The following is a 24,637-nucleotide window of genomic DNA, read 5'->3' as shown; positions in this document are numbered from 1 at the left end:
AGTATTTTAGAAAACAACAATTTAAAATATGGGATATTTCCCTAATGAAATGATACGCTTTTTTTTATGAAAAGTCAACAGCAGATTTTTGGCCAGAAAGGGCCCCAACGCTTGAAAAAAGCGGCGCGCCGGGCTATACTGAAACCGGCATAGCCCCTTTCCCGAAACCTTCACCCAGGGTTCACACAAGGGGAGTATGCTTTTCTCAACGGAAAAAACTTCAAAAAAGGAGTGGGAATATGTACCGTATCCTGGTGGTGGACGACGAGGAAAAGATCCGGGCGCTGATCCGGAAATACGCGGAGTTTGAGGGCAACCAGGTGACAGAGGCGGAAAACGGCATGGAGGCCGTGGAGCTGTGCCGCCGTCACCCAGAGGCATTTGATATCATCATCATGGATGTGATGATGCCCGAACTGGACGGATTCTCCGCCGTGGCGGAGATCCGCAAGACCTGCAAAGCCCCGGTGCTCATGCTCTCCGCCCGGGGGGAGGAGTACGACCGCATCCACGGCTTCGAGCTGGGGGTGGATGACTATGTGGTAAAACCCTTTTCCCCCAAGGAGCTGATGATGCGGGTGGGCGCCATTATGAACCGGGTGAAGCCCCAGGGGGAGGAGCACAAGCGCAATGTGCTCAGCTTTGCGGGGCTTTCCATCGACTTTGACGCCCGCATTGTCACCGTGGACGGGAAGCGGGCCGAGCTTTCCCCCAAGGAATATGACCTGCTGGCCTACATGGTGCAGAACAAAAACATTGCCCTGACCCGGGAAATGCTCATTACCAACGTGTGGGGCTATGACTTTTACGGGGATGACCGCACCCTGGACACCCATATCAAGCTGCTGCGCCGGTCTTTGGGGCCCTACAGCAAATTCATCGTCACCCTGCGGGGCGTGGGCTACCGGTTCGAGGTGAACTGAAATGGCGCGAAGAAAAAGGCGCCCCATGGGCCTGCGGGGGCAGATCCTCTGCGGTTTTGGCGTGCTTATCCTGGTGGTGGGGGCCTTGCTGTGGCTGTTCCAGATTGTGCTGCTGGAACCCTTCTACCGCACGGTGAAGACAGCGGAAGTGAAGGCCGCTGCCGAAGTGGTCCAGCGTCACCTGGATTCGGAGGACTTGGACGACCAGGTGGAGCAGCTGTGCCTGAACACGGGCATCAGCATAGTGGTCACGGATGAAATGGGGCAGATGCTCTCCGGCTGGAAGGCCAGCCGGAAGGAGTGCTACCTGGACAACCTCTCCCAGTCCCGGCTGCGGCTGGCGGACCTGTTTGACGATGTGAACCTGAACGGAGGCCGCCGGCTGGAGGTGGTGCGCTCTCCCTTTGTAAACCAGGACGGCACCCGCAACCAGGTGGTGCTGTATGTCACCATTTGCCGTACGCCCGCGGGGCTCAACCGCATGGTGGTGCTGGAGAGTGAGATTACCCCTGTGGATTCTATCCGGGAGACCCTGCTGGTGCAGGTGACCACCCTGACGGCGGTGACGGCGGCGCTGGGCGTGGCGTTGGCCCTGTTCATCGCCCGGCGGATTTCCCGCCCCCTGACAGCCATGAACGAGGGCGCCAAGGTGCTGGGCCGGGGGGATTATGCCATCCGCTTTGAGGAGCGGGGCGCCCGGGAGGTGCGGGAACTGGCCGGCACCTTGAACTACGCTGCCCAGGAGCTCTCTAAGGTGGAGGGCCTGCGGCGGGACCTGCTGGCCAACGTCTCTCACGACCTGCGCACGCCGCTGACCATGATTAAGGGCTATGGCGAGGTGATGCGGGACCTGCCCGGAGAGAACACCCCGGAAAATGTGCAGGTCATCATCGACGAGGCAGAGCGCCTGACCAGCTTGGTCAACGACCTGCTGGATCTCTCCAAGCTGGAGGCCGGGGTGCTCCCCTTGGAGAAAACCCGTTTCAACCTCACAGAAAGCATACGGAGCATGTTGCACCGGTATGACAAGCTGGCGGACTACCGCTTTCCCTTCTATTTCCAGCAGGATGTGTGGGTGGACGCCGACGAGCTGAAGATCTCCCAGGTGGTGTACAACCTGGTGAACAACGCCATCACGTACTCCGGCCAGGATAAGACCATCACCCTGCGGCAGGCCGTGGAAGGGGGCAAGGTGCGGGTGTCTGTCACCGACACCGGCGAGGGCATCCCTCAGGACAAGCTCAAGGACATCTGGGAGCGCTACTACAAGGTGGACAAGGAGCACAAGCGGGCCCAGATGGGCAGCGGCCTGGGGCTGTCCATTGTAAAGAACATCCTGGATATGCACGGCGGCACCTATGGCGTCACCAGCACGCTGGGCCAGGGCAGCACCTTCTGGTTTGAGCTGCCCGTCGCCCAGCAGTCCCCGGAAAGCCTGCCCGGCCCCCAGGACTGAGGTTTACTTCCCCTTCCGGTGGCGTTGGGCCAGGATGCGCGCCAGGTTGCCCCACAGCGGAGTGCCTCCGCTGTCTCTTCGCGCCACGGAGCGGCGGCTGAACGCCGTGCTTGCTGGGGACGCTGCCGCACGTCCGCGCCGTTGGTTTTGCTAGGACCCCCCAGGATTGAGGTTTACTTCCTCTTCCGGTGGCGTTGGGCCAGGATGCACGCCAGGTTGCCCCACAGCGGAGTGCCTCCGCTGTCTCTTCGCGCCACGGAGCGGCGGCTGAACGCCGCGCTTGCTGGGGACGCTGCCGCACGTCCGCGCCGTTGGTTTTGCTAGGACCCCCCAGGGCTGAGGTTTACTTCCCCTTCCGGCGGCGTTGGGCTAGGACGCACACCAGGTTGCCCCACAGGCCCGCCAGGGCGGCAATGCCCCAGGGCGCGGCGGGCCCCGCCTCCCCAAAGACAGATACCCCCAGGCCGATGACGCCCGCCAGCATCACGGCCAGGCACAGCGTTTGCGCCAGTTTCCATTTCTTCTGTGTGCTCATACAAAGGCCTCCCATGTTCCCTGTGTGGTTTCGCTGCCAGTATACCACGGGGATGGGAGGTTTTCTAGGCGCGGCTACTTTACTTTTTTGTAAAAAGGGGTACAATAGAGAAAGACACCCCGGGCAGCCCCCGGGCCATGAGAAAGGATGAATCTGCCAATGAGCGAAAATTGCACCCACGATTGCTCCAGCTGTGGGGAGAACTGCCCCTCCCGGCAGCAGCCCCAAAGCTTTTTGGAGAAAACCAATGACCTGAGCCATGTGAAAAAAGTTATCGGCGTGGTCAGCGGCAAGGGCGGCGTGGGCAAGTCCCTGGTCACCTCTCTGCTTGCCACCACCCTGCGCCGCCGGGAGAACCAGGTGGCTGTGCTGGACGCGGACATTACCGGGCCCTCCATCCCCAAGTGCTTCGGCATGAAGCAGCGGGCCCTCTCGGATGAGAACGGCATCTACCCCGTAGAGACCAAGACCGGCATCAAGGTGATGAGCATTAACCTGCTGCTGGAGGAGGAGACCTCCCCTGTGGTGTGGCGGGGCCCTGTCATCGCCGGGGCCATCAAGCAGTTCTGGACCGATGTGATCTGGGGCAATGTGGACTACATGTTCGTGGACATGCCTCCCGGCACGGGGGACGCGCCCTTGACGGTGTTCCAGTCCCTGCCCGTGGACGGCATTTTGATCGTCACCTCCCCCCAGGAGCTGGTGGGCATGATCGTCTCTAAGGCCGTGGAGATGGCCAAGATGATGAACGTGCCGGTGCTGGGCCTGGTGGAGAACATGAGCTATGTCACTTGCCCGGACTGCGGCCGGGAAATCCATGTCTTTGGTGAAAGCCACATCGACGAGGTGGCCGCCAAGTATGCGCTGCCCGTGCTGGGAAAGCTGCCCATGGAGCCCAAGCTGGCCGCCGCCTGCGACCGGGGCGCCATCGAGCTGTTCGAGGGCGGCTGGCTGGACGGCGCCGCCGATTTGATCAAGAGCCTGCCCCAGCGGGAGCTGTAAAACCGTTGACAGCCACAGCAGACCATTCTGTTGTGGCTGTTCTTGTGTTTTTCTTAGGCGGATCGGCCTGGAACTGGAGAAACGGGTATGAAGATTGAAACATGCACAAAGGGCGCTTTTTCCGTGGTTGGGAAAGAGGGCTCTACGCTGGATGGACCGGGGTTTATTCAGAAATTGTGGGCAGAGGCAAACGCTCACTTCCGTGAGGTTCAGCCGTTGGCGAAAAAAGACGGAACCGGGAATTTGGCCGGTATCTGGGGCGTGATGTCGGACTTTTCCCGCTCCTTCCAACCATGGGAGGACCATTTCAGCAAGGGGCTGTACCTGGCCGGCGTGGAGTGTGCGGATGACGCCCAGGCGCCGGAAGGGTGGACAAAATGGAAGGTCCCAGGCTATGAGTATCTTCGCGCAGAAGCTGAAGATGAAGCTGTATTTTCGCGGGTGCTGGACTATATGAGGGCCAATGGGCTCTCATTGGTGGGGGCTGTCCAGGATTTTTCCTGCCCTGCAACGGGAAAGGACTATATGCTGTTTCCAATCCGGGTCCTTTGACCCGGCCGTTTTTGCGGCTGCTCCTGCGGGTGCCCCGGGATTGCAGACCTGCCGTTTTGCAGGATGGGGAATGTAAAATTTCAAAAACCCCTTGACAAATCGGGGGAGGCTGTGCTATTTTATCAAACAGACAACGCGAGGACGCGGACGAGTAAGCTGTGCTGCCCTCTCAGAGAGATGCCGGTGGGTGCGAGGCATTGGGGAACGCAGGGCTGAACTGACCGCCGAGCGGCCGTGCTGAAGCCAGTAGGCGCGGACGGAGTTGCGCCCGTTATTCTGCGCAGGGGTATGTCAGTACCCCACAAAGCGCGTTTTTCCTGTGGAAAAGCGAAGAAGAGTGGTACCGCGGAAGCTTTGCTCTTTCGTCTCTTCTGCCCCCTGGGCAGAAGAGCGGAGGAGCTTTTTTGTTGCCTGGGGAAAACATTCATTCAAGGAGGTTGCATCCCCATGCAAAAAAAGTCCGTAAAAATCCCCTTTGCCGTGCTGTTCTCTGTGGGGGCGGTGCTGTTTTCCGCCCATGCGGGGGGCGGCTTTGCCACAGGCAACCAAGCCCACACCTACTATGTGGGCTTGGGGTGGCTGGGCCCCATCAGCGCCATTGGCGCCATGCTGCTGCTGACCATCACCATGCGGGAAGCCATGCTTATGTACAACTCTCGTGGGCTGACCAGCTACAAGGAGCTGTTCCAAACCCTGTACCACCCCTTTGACAAGCTGTACCTGCTGTTTGAGGTGTTCTTTTACATCATGGTGCTCATGGCGGTGGCGGCGGCCATCTCCGGGGCTGCCTCGGCTTTGACGGAATATTTTGGCCTGAACTATTACCTGGGCATCGTGCTGGTGGGACTGCTGGTGCTGTGCCTCACCATTTTCGGCGCGGACCTGGTGCGCATGGCCAGCACCTACATGGGTATTGCCATTTTGGTGACGGCGGTGGCCATTTACGCCGTGGGCATCGCCTGGAGCGGCAATTTGCAGGAAGCCCTCTGGCAGGATTTCACCACCCAGGGCTTTGGCAACATGCCCCAGGCCATTTTGAACTGCTTCACCTACGCGGGGTTCCAGTGCGTCACCCTGCCCACCATGATTGCCTGCGGCACGCCCCTCACCACCCGAAAGGCCTGTTCCCGCTCCATGTGGCTCTCCTTCGGGATGAACGCGGTGGCCCTGGTGCTGTCCATCTTCATGCTGCTCTCCTGGCAGGGGTTCTACACCTCGGTGGAGGGGGGGACAGTCATCCCCACCCTGACGGTGTGCCGGGAGATGGGCATGGGCTGGCTGACGGTGGTGTACGGCGTGTGCCTGCTGCTGTGCCTGATCTCCACCGGGGTGACCACCACCTTCGGCTTTGTGGCCCGGTTTGAAAAGCTGCCCCTCTTCCGGAAAATCTCCTTCGCCCCGGCCCGCAGCGCGGTGGTGGCGGCGTTCATCATCGTGCTTTCCATGACCATTTCCCTGGTGGGGCTTTCCAACATCATCAAGTACGGCTACGGCTACTGCGGGTACTTCGCCATCGCGGTGGTGATCCTGCCCTTCCTCACGGTGGGGGTGTACAAGAACCGCAAGTATTTGAAAGAGCATCCCGAGGCCCAGGGCCGCTCCTATGAGGAGGCCGTAAAGGCCCATCAAGCCGCGGAACCGGAAGAAGATCCCCTCCCCGCCCCTGCGGGCAATTTGAAGAAAGAAGGCTGCTGACTATGAATTTCCAAGAGACACTGTTCCCCGGCTACACCATCGGGGAGGACGCGTATCAAAATATTCCCGCCGTGTGCGCCCCCTTCGGCAAGAAGGCGGCCATCATCGGCGGCAAACACGCCCTGGCCGCGGCGGAGGAAAAAATCCGCCGGGCGGTGGAGGGCTCGGGCATTGAGGTCACCGGCACCTATTGGTACGGCGGAGAGGCCTCGGTGGAGAATATCGCCATGCTGGAGCCCCAGGTGAAAGAGGCGGATATGCTCTTCGCCGTGGGCGGCGGCAAGGCCATCGACACGGTGAAGGTGCTGGCCCACATGACCCACCGGCCCTTCTTCACCTTCCCCACCATCGCTTCCACTTGCGCCAGCTGTACCAGCCTGGGCATTCTGTACCATCCGGACGGCAGCTTGCGGGAGTACTCCTTCTCGAAGATCCCGCCCAACCACATCTTCATCGACCCCCAGATCATCGCCGACGCCCCGGTGAAGTACCTGTGGGCCGGCATGGGGGACACCATGGCCAAGCACTTTGAGTGCACCACCTCTTCCCGGGGGGACGTGCCCTCCCACTCCGACGCCATGGGCATCGCTCTCAGCTCCATGTGCGCCGAGCCCATCCTCCGCTGGGGCCAGAAGGCCATGGAGGACTGCAAGGCCCACCAGGTCACCTATGAGCTGACGGAGATCATCCTGAGCATCATCGTCTCCACGGGGCTGGTGTCCAACTTCGTCCAGGTGGACTACACCACTGGCCTGGCCCACGCCATCTACAACGGGTTCACCATTCTGCCCAGCACCGAGGAGCACCACCACCTCCACGGGGAAGTGGTGTCCTACGGCATTTTGGCCATGCTCACCATCGACAAAAAGTACGAGGAGCGGGACAAGGTGCTGGCCTTTAACCGGTCCATCGGACTGCCCACCCGGCTTTCTGACATCCACGCAAAGCCCGAAGATTTGCCCGCCGTGGCGGAAAAGGCCCTTCAGGGCATCGACGTGCGCAAGTGGCCCTATGCGGTAACGGTGGAGATGATTGTAGACGGCATCCAAGAGCTGGAGGCCGCCACAGAGTGATTTTGCCCGGTTGGGAAAAGTTTTTGAAAGTTCCCTCTTGACATCCTGCAAAAAATAGTGTAGGGTATTAGAGAACCACAAGTGAATGGGCTTTGGAATACAAAGCCAGGGAAAAGGCTGTGACGAAGAACGTCTAGGCGTCCTTTCCTGCAGAGAGCCGGCGGTAGGTGCAAGCCGGTGGAAGGCGCCCCGTGACAATCCCTTCCGAGCCGGAGGCCCCAAATCCGCCCCGCGGAGAGTAGGCACCTCCCGCGTATGCTGCGTTAGTGCATAGGGCTTGCTGGAGCCCGACGAGGTGGCGCGTTTGCGCAATTTGAGTGGTACCGCGGATTTTCAGTCCGTCTCAAGGAAAAACTTTCCTTGAGACGGGCTTTTTATTTTGCCTGTGTTCGGAGGCCAGCGCCGGACAAAAACACGCTGGAAAGCGGCATGCGGTCACGGACAGAAAGGAGCAGAACCATGGAAAAAACAGATTTGAAAACGCAACTGGCAGAGGTGGCGGAGCGCATCCGCACCATGCGGGAGATCACCGGCCTTTCGGAAGAGGAAATGGCCAAGTGCACCGGTGTCTCCAAAGAGGAGTATGAGCAGTGCGAGGCCGGGGAGAAGGACTTCAGCTTCACCTTCATCTACAAGTGCGCCCAGCGCTTCGGCATTGACCCCACCGATTTGATCAAGGGCGTGTCCCCCACCCTGTCCACCTACACCGTCAACCGCAGGGGCGACGGCCTGCCCATCACCCGGCGCCAGGGCTTCAAATACCTGAATATGGCCCCCTTGTTTAAAAACAAGACTGCCGAGCCCTTCTTTGTCACCATGCCCTATGAGGAGGCCCAGCAAAATGTGGCCATCAAGCTCTCCACCCATGCCGGCCAGGAACTGGACATCATCCTCAAAGGCACCATGAAGGTGCAGGTGGGCACCCACATTGAAGTGCTCCGCGAAGGGGACTCTATCTATTACAACTCCGGCACCCCCCACGGCATGATTGCCGTGGATGGGCAGGAGTGCCAGTTCTACGCCATTGTGCTGAAGGGGTCTGAGGAATTTGCCCCCGAGCAGGACCGGTTCCAAAAGCTCATCGACCAGCACCTGGCCCGCCAGGAGCGGGAGACCGTCTCCAGCCCCTTTGTCAAGACCGAACTGGACGAAAACGGCATTCTCAAATCCATCCGCTTTGAGAACGAGGAGAAGTTCAACTTCGCCTTTGACATTGTGGACAAGCTGGCGGAGAAGTCCCCGGACAAGCTGGCCATGCTCCACGTCAGCCGGGACAAGGTGGAGCGCCGCTTCACCTTTGGGGACATCAGCCGCTGGTCCGCCAAAACCGCCAACTACCTGGAAAGCCTGGGCATTCAGCGGGGCGACCGGGTGATGGTGGTGTTAAAGCGTCACTATCAGTTCTGGTTTGTCATCACCGCCCTGCACAAGATGGGGGCCGTCATCATCCCCGCCACCAACCTGCTGATGGAGCACGACTTCGACTACCGCTTTAAAGCGGCCGGGGTGAAGGCCATCCTCTGCACCGCCGACGGCCAGGTGGCCGACGAGGCGGAGAAGGCCGCGAAGAACTGCCCTACCGTGGAAGTGAAGATCATGGTGGGGGAGAACCGCCTGGGCTGGCACGACTTCGACAAGGAAGTGGAAGCCTTCCCCGACACCTATGAGCGCAAGCCCGACGCCCCCTGCGGCAGCGACCCCATGCTGATGTTCTTCACCTCCGGCACCACGGGCTACCCCAAGATCGCCGAGCACAACTATAAATACGCCCTGGGCCACTACATCACCGCCAAGTACTGGCACAACGTCAACCCCGACGGCCTGCACTTCACCATTTCCGACACGGGCTGGGGCAAGGCCCTGTGGGGCAAGTACTACGGCCAGTGGATGAACGAGGCCGCCATCTTCACCTACGACTTCGACAAGTTCGACGCCCACGACATCCTGCCCATGTTCGCCAAATACCACATCACCACCTTCTGCGCGCCGCCCACCATGTACCGGTTCTTTATCAAGGAGGATTTGAGCAAGTACGATTTGTCCTCCATTGAGTACTCCACCACCGCCGGGGAGGCATTGAACCCCGAGGTGTTCGAGCAGTGGAAGCGGGCTACGGGCCTGACGCTGATGGAGGGCTTCGGCCAGACAGAGACCACCCTGACCGTGTACAACCCGGTGGGAACCGTGCCCAAGACAGGCTCTATGGGCATTCCCAGCCCCTTGTACGATGTGGACATCGTTCTGCCCGATGGCACCCCCGCCCCGGTGGGCGAAACCGGCGAAATCGTGGTGCGCACGGACAAGGCTGTGCCCTGCGGCCTGTTCATGGGCTATTACCGGGATGAGGAAAAGACGAAGGAGTCCTGGAGCGATGGGGTCTACCACACCGGCGACACCGCCTGGCGGGATGAGGACGGCTATTTCTGGTATGTGGGCCGCACCGACGACGTGATCAAGTCCTCCGGCTACCGCATTGGGCCCTTCGAGATTGAGAGCGTCATCATGGAACTGCCCTATGTGCTGGAGTGCGCCGTCACCAGCGCCCCCGACCCGGTGCGGGGCCAGGTGGTGAAAGCTATCATCGTGCTGACCAAGGGCACCGAGGGCACCGACGCGCTGAAGAAAGAGATTCAGAACTACGTGAAGAAGAACACCGCCCCCTACAAGTACCCCCGCATTGTGGAGTTCCGGGAGGACCTGCCCAAGACCATCTCCGGGAAAATCCGCCGGGTGGAGTTGAAGGGATAAACCGCGAAGGAGTGTACACGACCCGCCGCCCTTTGCGAAGGGGTGGAAGCCCGTCTCCGCATACTATAATAATAAAGAAAAGAGCCTCCCGGCTGGGAGGCTCTTTTTGTTGGCCTTCAGGGTGTGGTATAGGCGACAGTAGGGCCGTCCGCGCCGCCAATGGTGCCTGTGCTGGCTGTGGAGTTGGGGTCGGGCAGCTCCGCCGTGAAGGGAATCTCCACCTCCCAGTCCTTAGCAGAGCCGTCTGCAGTCGTTTCATGGCAGGTGAGGGTGAGAACGCCGTCTAAGGAACCGTACAGGCCGTATTCCTCCTGATAGTTTGGCTCTTCCGGATGGGATGTGTTAGTGATGGCAAAGGCGAAGGTGTCATAAGAGGAGGAAGGCTCCGCGTTCCTGTTGACGAAGTAGGATCTCTCATCGTCGCTTTTTTCCACGCTCCAGGTGGGCTGGGCTTGGGGGTTTTCTCCGGGGGTGTCCGGCAGGGGGGTCAACGTCAGCTGCCGGCCGTCCGGAGCGGTGAGGGAGAGCTGCGCCTCCCAGGAGTAGTAGTCGCCGGCGTGAGGGTGGTCCAGCGCCATGTCGGTGTCCAGCGCGGCCCGCAGGTGGAGGATCCCCAGCCCCTGGTCGTAGTAGACATAGGGGGCGGTGCCGCCCATCGCTGTCAGGTAAGTGCCGGGGGCAGGAGCGGGGTATTCTGCCGGGTCGGGCAGGGTCACGGAAAAGCCTATTTCCGGGAAGAACTGGATGGGGATTTCCTCCCCTTGGGTCAGGTCGGTGGCCACCAGGTGCAGGGTGGCCTGGACAGCCCCGGAAAGACCGTGCTCCTCCTGGAAACTCAGAGGGATGGGAATGGTGAGGGGAGCGCTTTGGTAGGTGTCCTCCCCGGTCTGGGTCCACTGAGCCAGTGCCTCCAAGCTTTCGCCGTCGTACCGGCCGATGTCCGCATCGCCGCCGGGTGTCCGCAGATACAGGCTGTAATACCAGCTGTAGAGCTGCTGGGCAGCGGCGCTGTCCAGATCCATGTCGGTGCGGGCCTCCAAGGTCACAACGGCGGCCCACTGTTCCCGGTCGAAGGACACATCCGCCGCCGAGGCTTCAAAATAGGTCCCCGGGGCTGTGGGATCTTCCTGGGGAGGGGGGATCTGAATGGCAAAGGTGTTTTCGGCGGAAAGGGTAAGGTCATCCCCTAAAGAGTCCACCTGAGAAGAGCTGATCTGCAGATTAAAGGTCCCATCCAAATCGCCGTATAAGTGGTTTTCAAGCTGGGTCTCTGTATCGACCTCTACAGGGTACCCTTCGCAGCGGTAGGTGTTTTCCCCTGTTTTTTTCCACTGGGCAAGAGCAGCTGTGTCTCCCCCTTCAAAGGAAAGGCCGTTGGTTTCTGTAAAGAAACTGACGGTAGACCACCATTCAAACTCGGTCATTGCGGCGGTATCGTCCAGAGCCATGTCGGTCTTGGCTTCCAGGGTGAAAACCATTTCCCTGCTGCTTTCGTCAAAGGAAGCGTCCACCACGTCTAACTCCAGGTAAGTGCCTAGGAAGGGAGAGGCTTGTGAGACCTGGCCCGGGGCAATCACCATCGTGGACAAGAAGGCGGCGCTCACCGCTACTACGGCCACTAGGCAGGCGGCCGCCGCCCAGGCGAGGGAACGCCACCGGGGGACGGTCACTGCCTGGGCCCACTCTGCCCTGGGGGCCTGGCGCTCCAGCCCCAGCTTTTCAAAGGTCCTGTCCCGCAGGGCCCGCTTGTTCACAGGGGCGGGAGGCGTGCGCTCCAGCTCATCCAGAAAGGCGGTGGTCAGCAGACGGTCTACATCTTTCATCAGGCATCCTCCTTTTTCAAAATGGCCCGCAGTTTCTCCCGCCCCCGTTTTAGACGGCTCTTCACTGTGGATTCGTTCATGTCCATCTCCTGGGCGATCTGCCGGACGCCCTGGCCCCAGAAGTAGTGGCGCAGGAAGATATCCCGGTCCACGGCCTCCAGGCCCAGCACCGCCTCCCGCACCTGCTGGGCGTCCTCCCGCCGCTCCCACAGGGAGGAGGGCCCCTCATCCTCCCCGGGAAGGATGGCTTCCTCTAAGGGGAGGGACAGCCGCAGGGAGCGCAGGTGCTTCAAGCCCTGGTTGCGGGCCACCACCCCCAGCCACAGCTTTAGGGACGTGTCCTCCCGCAGGGAGGGGGCCTGGCGCCACAGGGCCACGAACACGTCGGAGCTCAGCTCCTCCAGGTCCTCTTGGGTGCCCAAGTTTCCCAGCACCCGCTTGATGACCCCCGCCACATAGGGGGCGTACCGGTTGATGGCCGCTTCCAGCCCCCAGGGCTCCTGGGTCCGCAGGGCTTCCAGCAGTTTTTGTTCTTTCCCCTTTTTCAAAACTCCATCCCTCCTTGTCCCTCCATCTATAAGAACCCATTGGGGGCGGGTTTGGTTGCGGAACGGGTGTGAAAAACTTTCAGCCCAAAGAAGGCGGAAAGAAAAGACGCGGCTTCACCTGAAACCGCGTCCCGAAAATATCTTTAAATCACTTATGATACAGCTTTTTGCTCTGATACTGGGGCTCGCAGGTCAAGTTGACCCCCAGCCGGCGGAAGGTGTCCTCGTCCACATGGGAGAGGATGACGGTGGAGTGGGCCTCGCAGCCCCGCAGCTTTTTCAGCTGGGCCATGGCCAGCTCTGCCGTGGGGTTGGTGGCGGCGGAAATGGACAGGGCGATGAGGATTTCATCGGTGTGCAGGCGGGGGTTCACACTGCCCAGGTGGCTGGTCTTCAGCTTTTGGATGGGCTCGATGACGATGGGGGAGATGAGGTGGATGTCCTTGGAGATGCCCCCCAGGGCCTTCAGGGCGTTGAGCAGCGCGGCGGAAGAGGCCCCCAGCAGGGCGGAGGTCTTGCCGGTGACCACCCGGCCGTCGGGCAGCTGAATGGCTGCCGCGGGCAGGCCGGTCTCCTCGGCCTGCTTCAGGGCCGGGGCAATGACAGGACGGTCCTCGGGGGCAATGCCTGCTTTGTTCATCAGCAGCTCAATCTTGTACACGACCTCTTCAGAAAGATTCCCCTGGCGCTGGCCGCACAGGGCGTCGTAGTAGCGGCGGATGATTTCCTGGCGGGCGGCGGCGCAGCAGGCGCCGTCATCCACAATGCATTTGCCCGCCATATTCACGCCCATGTCTGTGGGAGACTGATAGGGTGACTTGCCAGCGATTTTTTCCAGCATGGCGTTGAGCACCGGGAACACCTCCACGTCCCGGTTGTAGTTGACGGCGGTCTCCCCATAGGCCTCCAAATGGAAGGGGTCGATCATGTTTACGTCGTTCAGGTCGGCGGTGGCGGCCTCATAGGCCAGGTTCACCGGATGGGCCAGGGGCAGGTTCCAAATGGGGAAGGTCTCAAATTTGGCGTAGCCTGCCTGGATGCCCCGCTTGTTCTCATGGTACAGCTGGGAGAGGCAGGTGGCCATTTTGCCGCTGCCCGGACCGGGCGCGGTGACCACCACCAAGCTGCGGCTGGTCTCTACATACTCGTTTTTCCCAAACCCTTCATCGCTGACAATGAGCGGGATGTTGGAGGGGTACCCCGGGATGGTGTAATGCCGGAACACTTTCACGCCCAGGGCCTCCAGTTTGGCCTGAAAGGCCTGGGCTGCGGGCTGGGCGTTGTACTGGGTCAGCACCACGCTGCCCACATACAGCCCAATGCCCCGGAACACGTCGATCAGGCGCAGCACGTCCATGTCGTAGGTGATGCCCAGGTCCCCGCGCACCTTGTTCTTCTCAATGTCCCCGGCATTGATGACGATGAGGATTTCCGCCTGATCTTTCATCTGCAGCAGCATGCTCATCTTGCTGTCCGGCTGAAAGCCCGGCAGCACCCGCGAGGCGTGATAGTCGTCAAACAGCTTGCCGCCAAATTCCAGATAGAGCTTGCCGCCGAACATGTCAATGCGTTCCCGAATCTTCTCTGACTGCATCTGCAGGTATTTGCCGTTATCGAAGCCGATGTTCCCCATTTTCCCAAAATGCCCCCTGTTCTGTTCCTCCGTGCCGGGCTGCCGGAAAAAAGCAGACGCGCTCGCGTCTGCCTTTCTGCTGTGCTGTTCCCGGTGGTTTCGCCTTTTTTTTCTATTATAACAGATTCCCGCCGGGGACACAAGGCGGGAGAGCAGAGAAAAGTTTTGTCCGCCGGTGAAAAAGCCGTGCAAACCCCGCTGGGATGTGGTAAAATGTACATACCAATTCTATAGGGGAGGTCGTTGTACATGACGCGAGAAGAGATCCGAGAGGCGGTCCGCCAAGGGCAGGCCGTGCTGGGGCTGGAGCTGGGTTCCACCCGCATTAAGGCGGTGCTCATCGGGCCGGACCACGCGCCCATTGCCACAGGCGCTTTCGATTGGGAGAACCGCCTGGAGAACGGGGTGTGGACTTACTCCCTAGAGGACGCCTGGAAGGGCATCCAGGCCGCTTACGCCCAAATGGCCCAGGAAGTGGAGGCCCGGTATGGCCAGCCCCTGCGCCGCCTGGGGGCCATGGGGGTCTCCGCCATGATGCACGGCTACCTGCCCTTTGATGGGGAAGGGAGGCAGCTCTGCCCGTTCCGCACCTGGCGCAACACCATCACAGAGGCGGAGGCCAAAGAGCTGACGGGGATGTTTGGATTCAACATCCCCCAGCGGTGGAGCATTGCCCACCTGTACCGGGCCATCCGCCTGGGAGAGGGGCATGTGGAAGAAATCCGCACCTTGACCACCCTGGCCGGGTACGTCCATTGGAAGCTCACCGGGAAGCGGGTGCTGGGCGTAGGGGAGGCCTCTGGCATGTTCCCCATCGACAGCGCCGCCTGCGATTTCGATGAGGCTATGGTGGAGCAGTTCGACCGGCTGGTGGCGGAGAAGGGGTATCCTTGGAAGCTGCGGGAGATCCTGCCCCAGGTGCTTCCCGCCGGGGCGGACGGGGGCTGCTTGACGGAGGAAGGGGCCAGGCTGCTGGACCCCACCGGCACCCTGGAGCCCGGCGCGCCCCTGTGCCCCCCGGAAGGAGACGCGGGCACGGGCATGGCGGCCACCAACTCCGTCCGGGCGCGGACGGGCAATGTCTCCGCCGGGACCTCTGTGTTTTCCATGGTGGTGCTGGAGAGGCCCCTCTCCCAGGTGTACCCGGAGATCGACATGGTCACCACCCCGGACGGGCTGCCGGTGGCCATGGTCCACTGCAACACCTGCACCTCAGACCTGGACGCCTGGGTGAAGCTGTTCTCCCAGCTGCTGGAGGCCGCCGGGGCCAAGCTGGAGAAGCCCCAGCTGTATGACCTGTTGTACCAGCAGGCTTTGCAGGGCGACGCCGGATGCGGAGGGCTGGTCAGCTACAACTACTACTCCGGGGAGCCTGTCACCGGCGTGGAGCGGGGCTGCCCCCTGCTGATGCGCCGCCCCCAGGACGCCTTGACCCTGCCTGATTTTATGCGGGCTCAGCTCTACGCCGCCATGGCGACTTTGAGCATCGGCATGGAGATCCTGTGGAAAGAGAACGTCCAGGTGGAGAAGCTCACCGGCCATGGGGGGCTGTTCAAGACCCCCGGGGTGGGCCAGCGGCTGCTGGCAGGAGCCCTGGGCGTGCCGGTGGCCGTTATGGAGACTGCCGGAGAGGGCGGCCCCTGGGGCATGGCCCTGCTGGCCGCCTACCGGAAGGACCGGGAAGCGGGGGAGAGCCTGGCGGACTACCTGGAGAAAAGGGTGTTCGCCGCGGCGGCCGGAACCTGTGTGAGCCCGGACCCGGAGGACCGGGCGGGTTTCCAAACGTACATTGCCCGGTACAAGGCGGGCCTGGCCGTGGAAAAGGCCGCGGCAGAGGCCCTGGCCTGACCTTTTGGAAAAGCTCCCTCAGGCGGGGGAGCTTTTTCCTTGCGCCTCTTCAGAGTTTTGCGCTATAATAAAAGCCATCGCTTGAAAAAAGGAGGAGAGCCCATTGAACGAAAAAGAGGTGGGAGAGCTGCGCCGCCGCTTCCGGCCGGAGAAGAGCAGCGTCACCCATGTGCGGGGATGCTACGTCAGCGAGCAGGGGGAGGTGGTCTCCCAGTTTGACCAGTCTCTGGCGCTGATGCCCCAGGAGGAGGGGGAGAACCTGCTGGCCCTGTTGCGGAAGACCTTGTCCGGCAGCCTGGGCCGGAACCTTTTGAACCTTTCCTTTTCCACCGCCCAGGTGGTGGACAGCCCCGAGCACAAGCTGCTGATGGCCCTGCGGGACTCGCAGCTGCAGGACGGGGCCGCGGTGGAGACGTTCTTCCAAACCGTAGCCCAGAGCTTCCGGCTGGAAGGGGGATACCTCATCCTGCTGGCCTACGACTGCTACGACGTGCCCTACCGCGCTAAGGACGGGGGCAGCCTGGAGGACGCCTCCGAAACGGTGTACTCCTACATCCTGTGCAGTCTCTGCCCGGTGAAGCAGACAAAACCGGCCCTCAGCTACCATATCCCGGAGAACCTGTTCCGCAACCGAGAGGTGGACTGGCTGGTTTCCCCGCCGGAGACGGGCTTCCTGTTTCCCGCCTTTGATGACCGGTGCGCCAACTTGTACGAGGCCCTGTACTACACCAAGAACACCTCGGAGAGCCATCAGGAGCTGGTGGACGCCCTGTTCCGCCAGCCGCTGCCGCCTCCCGCGGACCAGCAGAAGGAGACATTTCAGTCCATCTTAGCGGACACCTTGGGCGGCGACTGCAGCCTGGATGTGGTCCAGTCCGTGCAGGGAAGGCTGGTGGACATGATGGCCCAGCACAAGGAGGATAAAGACCCAGAGCCTTTGGTGCTCTCGAAGGGGGCGCTGGACATGGTGCTCTCGATAAGCGGTGTGGAGGAAGAGCACCGAGAGGCCTTTTCCCAGCGGTTTGAAGAGGCTTTCGGGGAAAACGCCCGGGTCTCCCCCCAGAACCTGGTGGATAAAAAGCGCTTGGAGGTCTGTACCCCAGAGGTGAAAATCCAGGTGCCCCCAGAGCGGGGAGACCTGGTGGAGACCCGCATTATCGACGGGGTGGGATATATCCTCATCCGGGCCGAGGGCGGTGTGGAGGTCAACGGGGTGCCGGTGCGGCTGGCCCGGGAGCAGGACGCGCCGCAGTGAATCATTGTCCGAAAAACAGGACAGAGAAACCGGATAACCCCCAGAGGGGAAAAGAACTGGCCCCAAGGGGAATCTATTGCTTGACAACCGGGGGATTTCCCGATATACTTAACTTGTCATGGGACCGTGTGCTCCATGCAAATACTTCTCTGACCACCCAGTGCGCTGGGTCAAGGCCATACGGACAGCCGGGTCAACTGCCGAAGGATGAAAAGCCGGGCCGTGTTTTCAGCTTGGGCGGGAAAAGCCGCCGGGCCGGGCGTTCATCGTTATTGATTGAGTTAAAAGCTCAATTTTATAAGTTGGTCACTTTATAACCAGCGCGTTTCGCGCATCAACTTGTAAAAGGTCAATAAGCGTGGGTAAAGTGAGTTATTTGCACTGGAGACCAGAGCGCCCTTTTTGCGCCCTGCTTTAGCCGGCAGGGGGGAAGGGGGGTTGTTCCCGGATGCTTTCTGACAAACCATGGACTTTACAGGCGGTGCGCGTTGGGCGCACCGCTTTTTACATATCTATCGAGAAAAAAGGGGTATGGGGCTATGGGAGAAAAATTAAGGCTCTATGGATTTAACAACCTGACAAAGGCGCTGAGTTTCAACATCTATGATGTGTGCTATGCCAAAACTCCCCGGGAGCAGCGGGATTACATTGCCTATATTGACGAGCAGTACAACTCCGAGCGCCTGACCAATATCCTCACCACCCTGACGGATATGATCGGCGCCAAGGTGCTGAACATCGCCCGGCAGGACTACGACCCCCAGGGGGCCTCTGTCACCATTTTAATTGCCGAGGGCTCCATGGTCCCGGCGGGGGAGACCCAGCTGGCCCACCTGGACAAGAGCCACGTCACGGTGCACACCTACCCGGAGTACCATCCGGAGACCTGTCTTGCCACCTTCCGGGTGGATATCGACGTGGCCACCTGCGGGGAGATCACGCCCCTGTCCACGCTGGATTATTTGATCGGCTCCTTCGACTCGGACATCATCACCATGGATTACCGGGTGCGGGGCTTTACCCGGGACCTGGATGGGAAAAAGCTGTTTTTAGACCACGATGTGGTGTCCATCCAGCACTATATCGACCCGGAGACCCTGCGCCGGTATGACGCCGTGGACATCAACGTGTATGAGGCCAACCTGTTCCACACCAAGATGATGGTGAAGGACATCGACCTGCAGAACTACCTGTTCAACACCGATGTGTATGAGCTGCCGCCCAGAACCCGGCTGGAGATTATGCAGAACCTGCGCCGGGAGATGATTGAGATTTTCAGCGGCAGGAATATCTACTGAGAAAAGAGGAGAGCCACGCCGCAGGCGGGGAAGGTTCTTTGCCCAGCTTTCTGCGAAAGAAAGCTGGCGGGGTGTGGGGCGGCGTCCCACGGCCGAAAGCAAAGCGCAGCTTTGCGGGAAAAGAGTGCAGGTCTAAGCCCGCACGCGCCTGCAAGGCGATAGGGCGCTGGGCCGGCTCCCGCCGTGCTCTCCGGTGGGTCTTAGAAGACCGTGCCGGCGAGAAGATCCCCAATTTGTACGCTGCGTGGCCGTTCGCCTGTAGTTTCATTTTGCCATAGGGGGGATACCGATGCTTTCACAAGAGCGCGCCCCGATTTACGAGGCGCTTCAGGAATTTGAAAAACGCCGGGTGGTGCCCTTCGACGTCCCCGGCCACAAGAGGGGCCGGGGCAACCCGGAGCTGACCGAGCTTTTAGGGGAAAAATGCGTGCGCATGGACGTCAATTCCATGAAGCCTTTGGACAACCTGTGCCATCCTGTCTCCGTCATCCGGGAGGCGGAGGAGCTGGCGGCCCAGGCTTTTGGAGCGGCCCATGCCTTTTTGATGGTGGGCGGCACCACCTCCGCGGTGCAGGCCATGATCCTCTCTGTGGCCAAGCGGGGGGAGAAGATCATCCTGCCGCGAAATGTCCACCGCAGCGTTATGGGGGCCATGGTGCTGTGCGGCGCGGTGCCTGTCTATGTGGACCCCGCCTGTGACGACCGGCTGGGCATCCCTCTGGGCATGCGCCGGGAGGATGTGGAGGCCGCCATTAAGAAGCATCCCAACGCAAAAGCGGTGCTGGTGAACAATCCCACCTATTACGGCATCTGCTCCGACATCCGGGCCATCGCCCAAATGGCCCACGAACACGGCATGCTCTGCCTGGCTGACGAGGCCCACGGCACCCACTTTTACTTCAGCGATGAGCTGCCTGTGTCCGCCATGGCTGCCGGGGCGGATATGGCGGCGGTCTCTATGCACAAGTCCGGCGGCAGCTTAACCCAGAGCAGCCTGCTGCTGTGCGGCCCCGCCATGCAGGAGGGCCATGTGCGGCAGATTATCAACCTGACCCAGACCACCTCCGGCTCTTACCTGCTGCTTTCCAGCCTGGATATCTCCCGGCGGAACCTGGCCCTGCGGGGCAGGGAGGCATTCTCCCAGGTGGTGAAATTGGCCGACTACGCCCGGGGGGAGATCAACCAGATCGGCGGCTATTACGCCTATTCCAAAGAGCTGATAAACGGCGACAGCGTCTTTGATTTTGACAGGACCAAGCTCTCGGTAAACACCCTGAACGTGGGCCTGGCGGGCATAGAGGTCTATGACCTGCTGCGGGACGAGTACGACATCCAGATCGAGTTTGGCGATTTGGGCAATTTTTTGGCTTACCTTTCCATTGGGGACAGGCCCCGGGAGGTGGAGCGCCTGGTCAGCGCCCTTTCTGAGGTGCGCCGCCGCTTTGGCAGGCCGGACGCCGCCGGGCTGATGCGCCAGGAGTACATCGAGCCGGAGGTGGTGCTCTCTCCTCAGGATGCTTTCTACGCGGAGAATGTCTCCCTGCCTCTGGAGGAGTCTGCCGGGCACGTGTGCAGCGAGTTTGTCATGTGCTACCCGCCGGGCATCCCCATCTTGGCCCCAGGGGAGCGCATTACCCCGAAAATCGTGGAATATATCCAATACGCCAAGGAAAAGGGCTGCAGCATGACCGGCCCCGAGGACCCGGATATCCGCCGCCTGAATGTGTTGAAGGGAGTGTATTGACATGGAGTTTTGGTTTTCGGAGGAGCACACCCCCAATGTGAAGTTCTCCATCCGGGTGGACCGGCAGCTTTACAGCGGGAAAAGCGAGTTCCAGCGCATTGACGTGTTCGACTCCCCGGAGTTCGGCCGTTTCCTCACCCTGGACGGCTACATGATGCTGACGGAAAAGGACGAGTTCATCTACCACGAGATGATCACCCATGTGCCCATGGCGGTGCATCCCCATGTGGAGAAGGTGCTGGTCATCGGCGCGGGGGACGGCGGCGTCATCCGGGAGCTGGTGCAGTACAGCGACCTTCAGCACATCGACATGGTGGAGGTCGACCCCCTGGTGGTGGAGGTGTGCAAGAAGTACCTGCCCAAAACCGCCTGCCGCCTGGACGACCCCCGGCTCACCATCCACTATGAGGACGGGCTAAAGTTCATCCGTTCCCGCCAGGAGGAGTACGATTTGATCATCGTGGACTCCACCGACCCCTTCGGCCCTGGAGAGGGCCTGTTCACCCGGGAGTTTTACGGCAACTGCTACAAAGCCCTGAAGGAGGACGGCATCCTCATCAACCAGCACGAGAGCCCCTTCTACCCCGGGGACGCCGCCGCCTGCCAGCGGGCCCACAAAAACATTGTGGAGAGCTTCCCCATCAGCAAGGTGTACCAGGCCCACATCCCCACCTACCCCTCGGGGCACTGGCTGTTTGGGTTCGCCTCCAAGAAATACCACCCCCTGCGGGACCTGGACGAGACCCGGTGGAACATGCGGAGCATTCCCTGCCACTACTACACCACCACCCTGCACAAGGGGGCCTTTTATATCCCAGCCTATGTGGAGGAGCTGTTGAAGCATGTTGAGTAAAAATATCGAGACCTTCCTTTCCTGCGATAAAGAGTGGGAAGAGGCGGGCACGGTTCTGTTTGGCGCACCCTTTGACTCCACCACCTCTTACCGGCCGGGCTCCCGGTTTGGAAGCAGCGCCATCCGGCGGGAGTCCCACGGCATAGAGAGCTACAGCCCCTACCAGGACAAGGACCTGGAGGATATCGCCGTGTTCGACAGCGGCGACATCGAGCTGCCTCTGGGGGACGCCGCCCTGTCTTTGGAGCAGATCGAAGAGCGGGCCGCAACTATTCTGGAAGCGGGCAAGCGGCCCTTCCTGCTGGGGGGCGAGCACCTGGTGACGCTGGGCGCCTTCCGGGCGGCTTTCGCCAAGTACCCGGATATCCACGTCCTCCACTTTGACGCCCACGCCGATTTGCGGGACGACTACCTGGGGGTGCAGCTCTCCCACGCCTGCGTGCTGCGCCGCTGCTGGGAGCTGTGCGGGGACGGGAAAATCTTCCAGTTCGGCATCCGCTCGGGGGACCGGGAGGAGTTCCGCTGGGGGAAGGACCACGTCTGTACCCACAAGTTCGATTTACATGGCCTGGAGGAGCGGCTGGAGCAGCTGGGGGACACCCCGGTGTACTTCACCCTGGATTTGGATGTGCTGGACCCCAGCGTGTTCCCGGGCACCGGCACCCCGGAGCCCGGCGGCGTTTCCTTTGAGGAGCTGCGCAAGGCCGTGACCCTGGTGTGCCAGCGGGCCAATGTGGTGGCCTGCGACGTCAACGAGCTGAGCCCGCCCTATGACCAGAGCGGCGTCAGTACCATGGTGGCCTGTAAGATTGTAAGGGAGATGCTGTTAGCGCTGAGCTAAAAGGAAAGAACCGCGAAGCGGCGTAAAAGTTTCGCCAGCCTTTTCAAAGGCTGCGGGGTGTGGGGCAGCGCCCCACGACCGAAAGCAAAGCGCAGCTTTGTGGGAAAGAGAGGTAGGGCCGTTGTCATATCAGGCCGAAGGCCTGTAAACAAGGGCCCGGCCGGTTCGCGGAAGATTAGAGGATTTTCTGAAGGCTGAGTGGAAACTGACCGGCCCTGCGCCCTATTGCCCTGCGGGCATGTGCGGGCTTGTGCCTGACTTTTTCTTCCCGGCTGCGCCCGCAAGGTCAAGGCCGTAAGGCTCCGCCTTACCAACTGCCAGCTTTTTGAAAAAAGCTGGACCAAAAACTTTCACGCGCTTCGCGTTCCACTTTTTAACTTTTACTATAAAGGAGTGTTTCTCATGAGCAAAGTTCTCATCATCGGCTGCGGTGGTGTGGCCAACGTAGCCATCCGCAAGTGCTGCCAGTGCGATGACCTGTTCACCGACATCTGCATTGCCTCCCGCACAAAATCTAAGTGCGACGCCCTTAAGGCCGACCTGGAGGGCAAGACCAAGACCCGCATCACCACCGCCCAGGTGAACGCCGACGACGCCTCTCAGGTGGCGGCCCTCATCCGGGAGTACCAGCCCGACCTGGTGATGAACATTGCCCTGCCCTACCAGGATTTGGCCATTATGGACGCTTGCCTGGAGTGCGGCGTCAACTACTTGGACACCGCCAACTACGAGCCGGAGGACCTCTCCGACCCGGCCTGGCGCGCCAACTACGAGAAGCGCTGCAAGGAGGAGGGTTTCTCCGCCTACTTTGACTACTCCTACCAGTGGGCCTACAAGGAGAAGTTCGAGAAGGCGGGCCTCACCGCTTTGCTGGGTACCGGCTTTGACCCCGGCGTCACCCAGGCCTACTGCGCCTACGCCCAGAAGCACCTTTTCGACCAGATCGACACCATCGACATCCTGGACTGCAACGGGGGAGATCACGGCTATCCCTTCGCCACCAACTTCAACCCCGAAGTGAACCTGCGGGAGGTGTCCGCCCCCGGCTCCTACTGGGAGGACGGCCACTGGGTGGAGATCCCCGCCATGAGCATCAAGCGGGAGTACAACTTCGACCAGGTGGGCCAGAAGGACATGTACCTGCTCCACCACGAGGAGATCGAGAGCTTGGCCAAGAATATCCCCGGCGTCAAGCGCATCCGCTTCTTCATGACCTTCGGCCAGAGCTACCTGACCCACATGAAGTGCTTGGAAAACGTGGGCATGCTCTCCACCGAGCCTGTGGAGTTTGAGGGCCACAAGATCGTCCCCATCCAGTTCCTGAAGGCCCTGCTGCCCGACCCGGCCACCCTGGGCCCCCGCACCGTGGGCAAGACCAACATCGGCTGCATCTTCACTGGCAAGAAGGACGGCAAGGAGAAGAAGGCCTACATCTACAACATCTGCGACCACCAGGAGTGCTACAAGGAAGTGGGCTCCCAGGCCATTTCCTACACCACCGGCGTGCCCGCCATGGTGGGGGCCATGATGCTGCTCACCGGCAAGTGGTCAAAGCCCGGCGTCTACACCGTGGAGGAGTTCGATCCCGATCCCTACATGGACGCCTTGAACCAGTGGGGCCTGCCCTGGCAGATTGACGAGAACCCCGCTCTGGTAGACTGACATGGCACAGCTGAACACCCCCTATTTCCTGGTGGACGAGGGGCTTTTGAAGAAAAACCTGGAGATCCTCCGGCAGGTGCAGCAGGAGGCGGGCTGCAAGATCTTGTTGGCCCAGAAGGCCTTCTCCATGTTCGCCTGCTATCCCCTGATCAGCCGGTACCTGGCCGGCACCACCGCCAGCGGCCTGTATGAGGCCCGCCTGGGCCGGGAGGAATTCCCCGGCGAGGTGCACGTGTTCTCCCCCGCCTACCGGGAGGAGGAGTTCCAGGCGCTGCTGGGCCTGGCGGACCACTTTGTGTTCAACTCCCCCAGCCAGCTGCGCAAATACGCCCAGCGGGCCCAGGAGGCGGGCAAGCAGGTGGGCCTGCGCGTCAACCCGGAGTGCTCCACCCAGGAGGGCCACGCCATCTATGACCCCTGCGCCCCCGGCTCCCGGCTGGGGACCACCCTGGCAAATTTCGACGAGAGCCTGCTGCCCCTGCTGGACGGCCTGCATTTCCACACCCTGTGCGAGCAAAACTCCGACGACTTGGAGACCACCGCCAACGCCTTTGAGGAGAAATTCGGGAAGTACCTGCCCCGGATGAAATGGCTGAACCTGGGGGGAGGCCACCACATCACCCGAAGGGATTACGACATCCCCCGGCTGGTGCGAGTGGTGAAGCATTTCCGGGAGAAGTACGGCCTGGAGGTTTACCTGGAGCCAGGGGAGGCCGTGGTCTTAAACGCGGGCTTTTTAATCTCCTCCGTGCTGGAGATTGTCCACAACGGCATGGACATCGCCATTCTGGACACCTCCGCCGCCTGCCACATGCCCGACGTGCTGGAGATGCCCTACCGCCCGCCGGTGAAGGATTCCGGCAAGGCGGGGGAGAAGCCCTACACCTACCGCCTGGCAGGTCCCACTTGCCTGGCCGGGGATGTTATCGGGGATTACTCCTTCGACCAGCCTTTGGAGGAGGGCAGCCAAATCGTCCTGGAGGACATGGCCCTGTACACCATGGTGAAAACCAACACCTTCAACGGCATGCCCCTACCTACCATCGCCTTGCGCCATGAGGATGGCGCCGTGGAGGTTGTGAAGGAGTTCGGATACCAGGACTTCAAGGCCAGATTGAGCTAACACAGAAGCGCCGCGAAGCGGGATA

The 24,637-nt window shown here is 60.9% G+C and carries 19 protein-coding genes and 1 other annotated feature; of the genes, 15 read left to right on the top strand and 4 right to left on the bottom strand.

Going from position 1 to position 24,637, the window contains the following annotated elements:
• The first annotated feature begins 239 nt into the window (after nucleotides 1–239).
• Entirely contained in the window at nucleotides 240–923 is a 684-nt protein-coding gene (locus tag ODJ80_RS01290) for a response regulator transcription factor (protein WP_178864478.1), read from the top strand.
• 1 nt (nucleotide 924) lies between these two features.
• Nucleotides 925–2,379, top strand: a complete 1,455-nt coding sequence (locus ODJ80_RS01285) for a sensor histidine kinase (RefSeq protein ID WP_263040571.1) — start codon at nucleotides 925–927, stop codon at nucleotides 2,377–2,379.
• Nucleotides 2,380–2,722: 343 nt separating this feature from the next.
• On the opposite strand, the gene ODJ80_RS01280 is transcribed toward ODJ80_RS01285, so the two are convergent.
• Nucleotides 2,723–2,914: a hypothetical protein gene (locus ODJ80_RS01280; RefSeq protein WP_263040570.1), complete on the bottom strand. Its 192-nt coding sequence runs from the start codon at nucleotides 2,912–2,914 to the stop codon at nucleotides 2,723–2,725.
• Nucleotides 2,915–3,073: 159 nt separating this feature from the next.
• Here ODJ80_RS01280 and ODJ80_RS01275 point away from each other — a divergent pair, with 159 nt between their 5' ends.
• The 5 genes from ODJ80_RS01275 (at nucleotide 3,074) to ODJ80_RS01255 (ending at nucleotide 9,984) form a co-directional block, all read left to right on the top strand.
• Complete coding sequence (locus ODJ80_RS01275; protein ID WP_263040569.1) at nucleotides 3,074–3,916, top strand: Mrp/NBP35 family ATP-binding protein; 843 nt, start codon at nucleotides 3,074–3,076, stop codon at nucleotides 3,914–3,916.
• A 216-nt stretch (nucleotides 3,917–4,132) separates the two neighbouring features.
• Complete coding sequence (locus ODJ80_RS01270) at nucleotides 4,133–4,468, top strand: GyrI-like domain-containing protein (protein ID WP_442863874.1); 336 nt, start codon at nucleotides 4,133–4,135, stop codon at nucleotides 4,466–4,468.
• Nucleotides 4,469–4,597: 129 nt separating this feature from the next.
• Nucleotides 4,598–4,841: a binding site (T-box leader), on the top strand.
• A gap of 74 nt (nucleotides 4,842–4,915) precedes the next feature.
• Nucleotides 4,916–6,163, top strand: coding sequence for a YkvI family membrane protein (locus ODJ80_RS01265; RefSeq protein ID WP_263040567.1), 1,248 nt, complete (start codon nucleotides 4,916–4,918; stop codon nucleotides 6,161–6,163).
• Nucleotides 6,164–6,165: 2 nt separating this feature from the next.
• Complete coding sequence (locus ODJ80_RS01260; RefSeq protein ID WP_263040566.1) at nucleotides 6,166–7,236, top strand: iron-containing alcohol dehydrogenase family protein; 1,071 nt, start codon at nucleotides 6,166–6,168, stop codon at nucleotides 7,234–7,236.
• 459 nt (nucleotides 7,237–7,695) lie between these two features.
• Complete coding sequence (locus tag ODJ80_RS01255) at nucleotides 7,696–9,984, top strand: AMP-binding protein (protein WP_263040565.1); 2,289 nt, start codon at nucleotides 7,696–7,698, stop codon at nucleotides 9,982–9,984.
• 116 nt (nucleotides 9,985–10,100) lie between these two features.
• Here the strand turns inward: ODJ80_RS01255 and ODJ80_RS01250 are convergent, their stop codons facing one another.
• The 3 genes from ODJ80_RS01250 to ODJ80_RS01240 all read right to left on the bottom strand — a co-directional run bounded on the left by ODJ80_RS01250 (nucleotide 10,101) and on the right by ODJ80_RS01240 (nucleotide 13,988).
• Nucleotides 10,101–11,807, bottom strand: coding sequence for a sodium ion-translocating decarboxylase subunit beta (locus ODJ80_RS01250; protein ID WP_263040564.1), 1,707 nt, complete (start codon nucleotides 11,805–11,807; stop codon nucleotides 10,101–10,103).
• Nucleotides 11,807–12,355, bottom strand: a complete 549-nt coding sequence (locus ODJ80_RS01245; protein WP_263040563.1) for an RNA polymerase sigma factor — start codon at nucleotides 12,353–12,355, stop codon at nucleotides 11,807–11,809. Before ODJ80_RS01245 ends, ODJ80_RS01250 begins: the two co-directional genes overlap by 1 nt.
• A gap of 148 nt (nucleotides 12,356–12,503) precedes the next feature.
• Nucleotides 12,504–13,988 carry a DUF1846 domain-containing protein gene (locus tag ODJ80_RS01240; RefSeq protein ID WP_178864470.1) on the bottom strand — a complete coding sequence of 495 codons (1,485 nt, stop codon included), beginning with the start codon at nucleotides 13,986–13,988 and terminating at the stop codon, nucleotides 12,504–12,506.
• A gap of 249 nt (nucleotides 13,989–14,237) precedes the next feature.
• Here ODJ80_RS01240 and ODJ80_RS01235 point away from each other — a divergent pair, with 249 nt between their 5' ends.
• The 8 genes from ODJ80_RS01235 (at nucleotide 14,238) to nspC (ending at nucleotide 24,612) form a co-directional block, all read left to right on the top strand.
• Complete coding sequence (locus ODJ80_RS01235; protein ID WP_263040562.1) at nucleotides 14,238–15,836, top strand: xylulokinase; 1,599 nt, start codon at nucleotides 14,238–14,240, stop codon at nucleotides 15,834–15,836.
• Nucleotides 15,837–15,939: 103 nt separating this feature from the next.
• Nucleotides 15,940–17,091 (top strand): DUF4317 domain-containing protein, encoded by a 1,152-nt coding sequence (locus tag ODJ80_RS01230; protein ID WP_178864468.1) that lies wholly within the window; start codon nucleotides 15,940–15,942, stop codon nucleotides 17,089–17,091.
• 539 nt (nucleotides 17,092–17,630) lie between these two features.
• Nucleotides 17,631–18,389 (top strand): adenosylmethionine decarboxylase, encoded by a 759-nt coding sequence (gene speD, locus ODJ80_RS01225; protein ID WP_178864467.1) that lies wholly within the window; start codon nucleotides 17,631–17,633, stop codon nucleotides 18,387–18,389.
• 289 nt (nucleotides 18,390–18,678) lie between these two features.
• On the top strand, nucleotides 18,679–20,133 hold the full coding sequence (locus ODJ80_RS01220) for an aminotransferase class I/II-fold pyridoxal phosphate-dependent enzyme (RefSeq protein WP_442863873.1): 1,455 nt from the start codon (nucleotides 18,679–18,681) through the stop codon (nucleotides 20,131–20,133).
• Between the two features lies 1 nt (nucleotide 20,134).
• Nucleotides 20,135–20,986, top strand: a complete 852-nt coding sequence (speE, locus tag ODJ80_RS01215; RefSeq protein ID WP_178864466.1) for a polyamine aminopropyltransferase — start codon at nucleotides 20,135–20,137, stop codon at nucleotides 20,984–20,986.
• Nucleotides 20,976–21,827: an agmatinase gene (speB, locus tag ODJ80_RS01210; RefSeq protein WP_263040561.1), complete on the top strand. Its 852-nt coding sequence runs from the start codon at nucleotides 20,976–20,978 to the stop codon at nucleotides 21,825–21,827. Before speE ends, speB begins: the two co-directional genes overlap by 11 nt.
• A gap of 402 nt (nucleotides 21,828–22,229) precedes the next feature.
• A complete protein-coding gene (locus ODJ80_RS01205) occupies nucleotides 22,230–23,489 on the top strand; it encodes a saccharopine dehydrogenase family protein (RefSeq protein WP_263040560.1) in 1,260 nt (419 codons plus the stop codon).
• Between the two features lies 1 nt (nucleotide 23,490).
• Nucleotides 23,491–24,612 carry a carboxynorspermidine decarboxylase gene (nspC, locus tag ODJ80_RS01200; protein ID WP_263040559.1) on the top strand — a complete coding sequence of 374 codons (1,122 nt, stop codon included), beginning with the start codon at nucleotides 23,491–23,493 and terminating at the stop codon, nucleotides 24,610–24,612.
• Nucleotides 24,613–24,637 lie beyond the last annotated feature (25 nt).

This window comes from Acutalibacter sp. LFL-21, from assembly GCF_025630755.1.
GTDB classification, from domain to species: Bacteria; Bacillota; Clostridia; order Oscillospirales; family Acutalibacteraceae; genus Acutalibacter; species Acutalibacter stercoravium.
The sequence above is the reverse complement of the archived record's forward strand: the minus strand, read 5'-3'. Positions and strand labels throughout refer to the sequence as shown.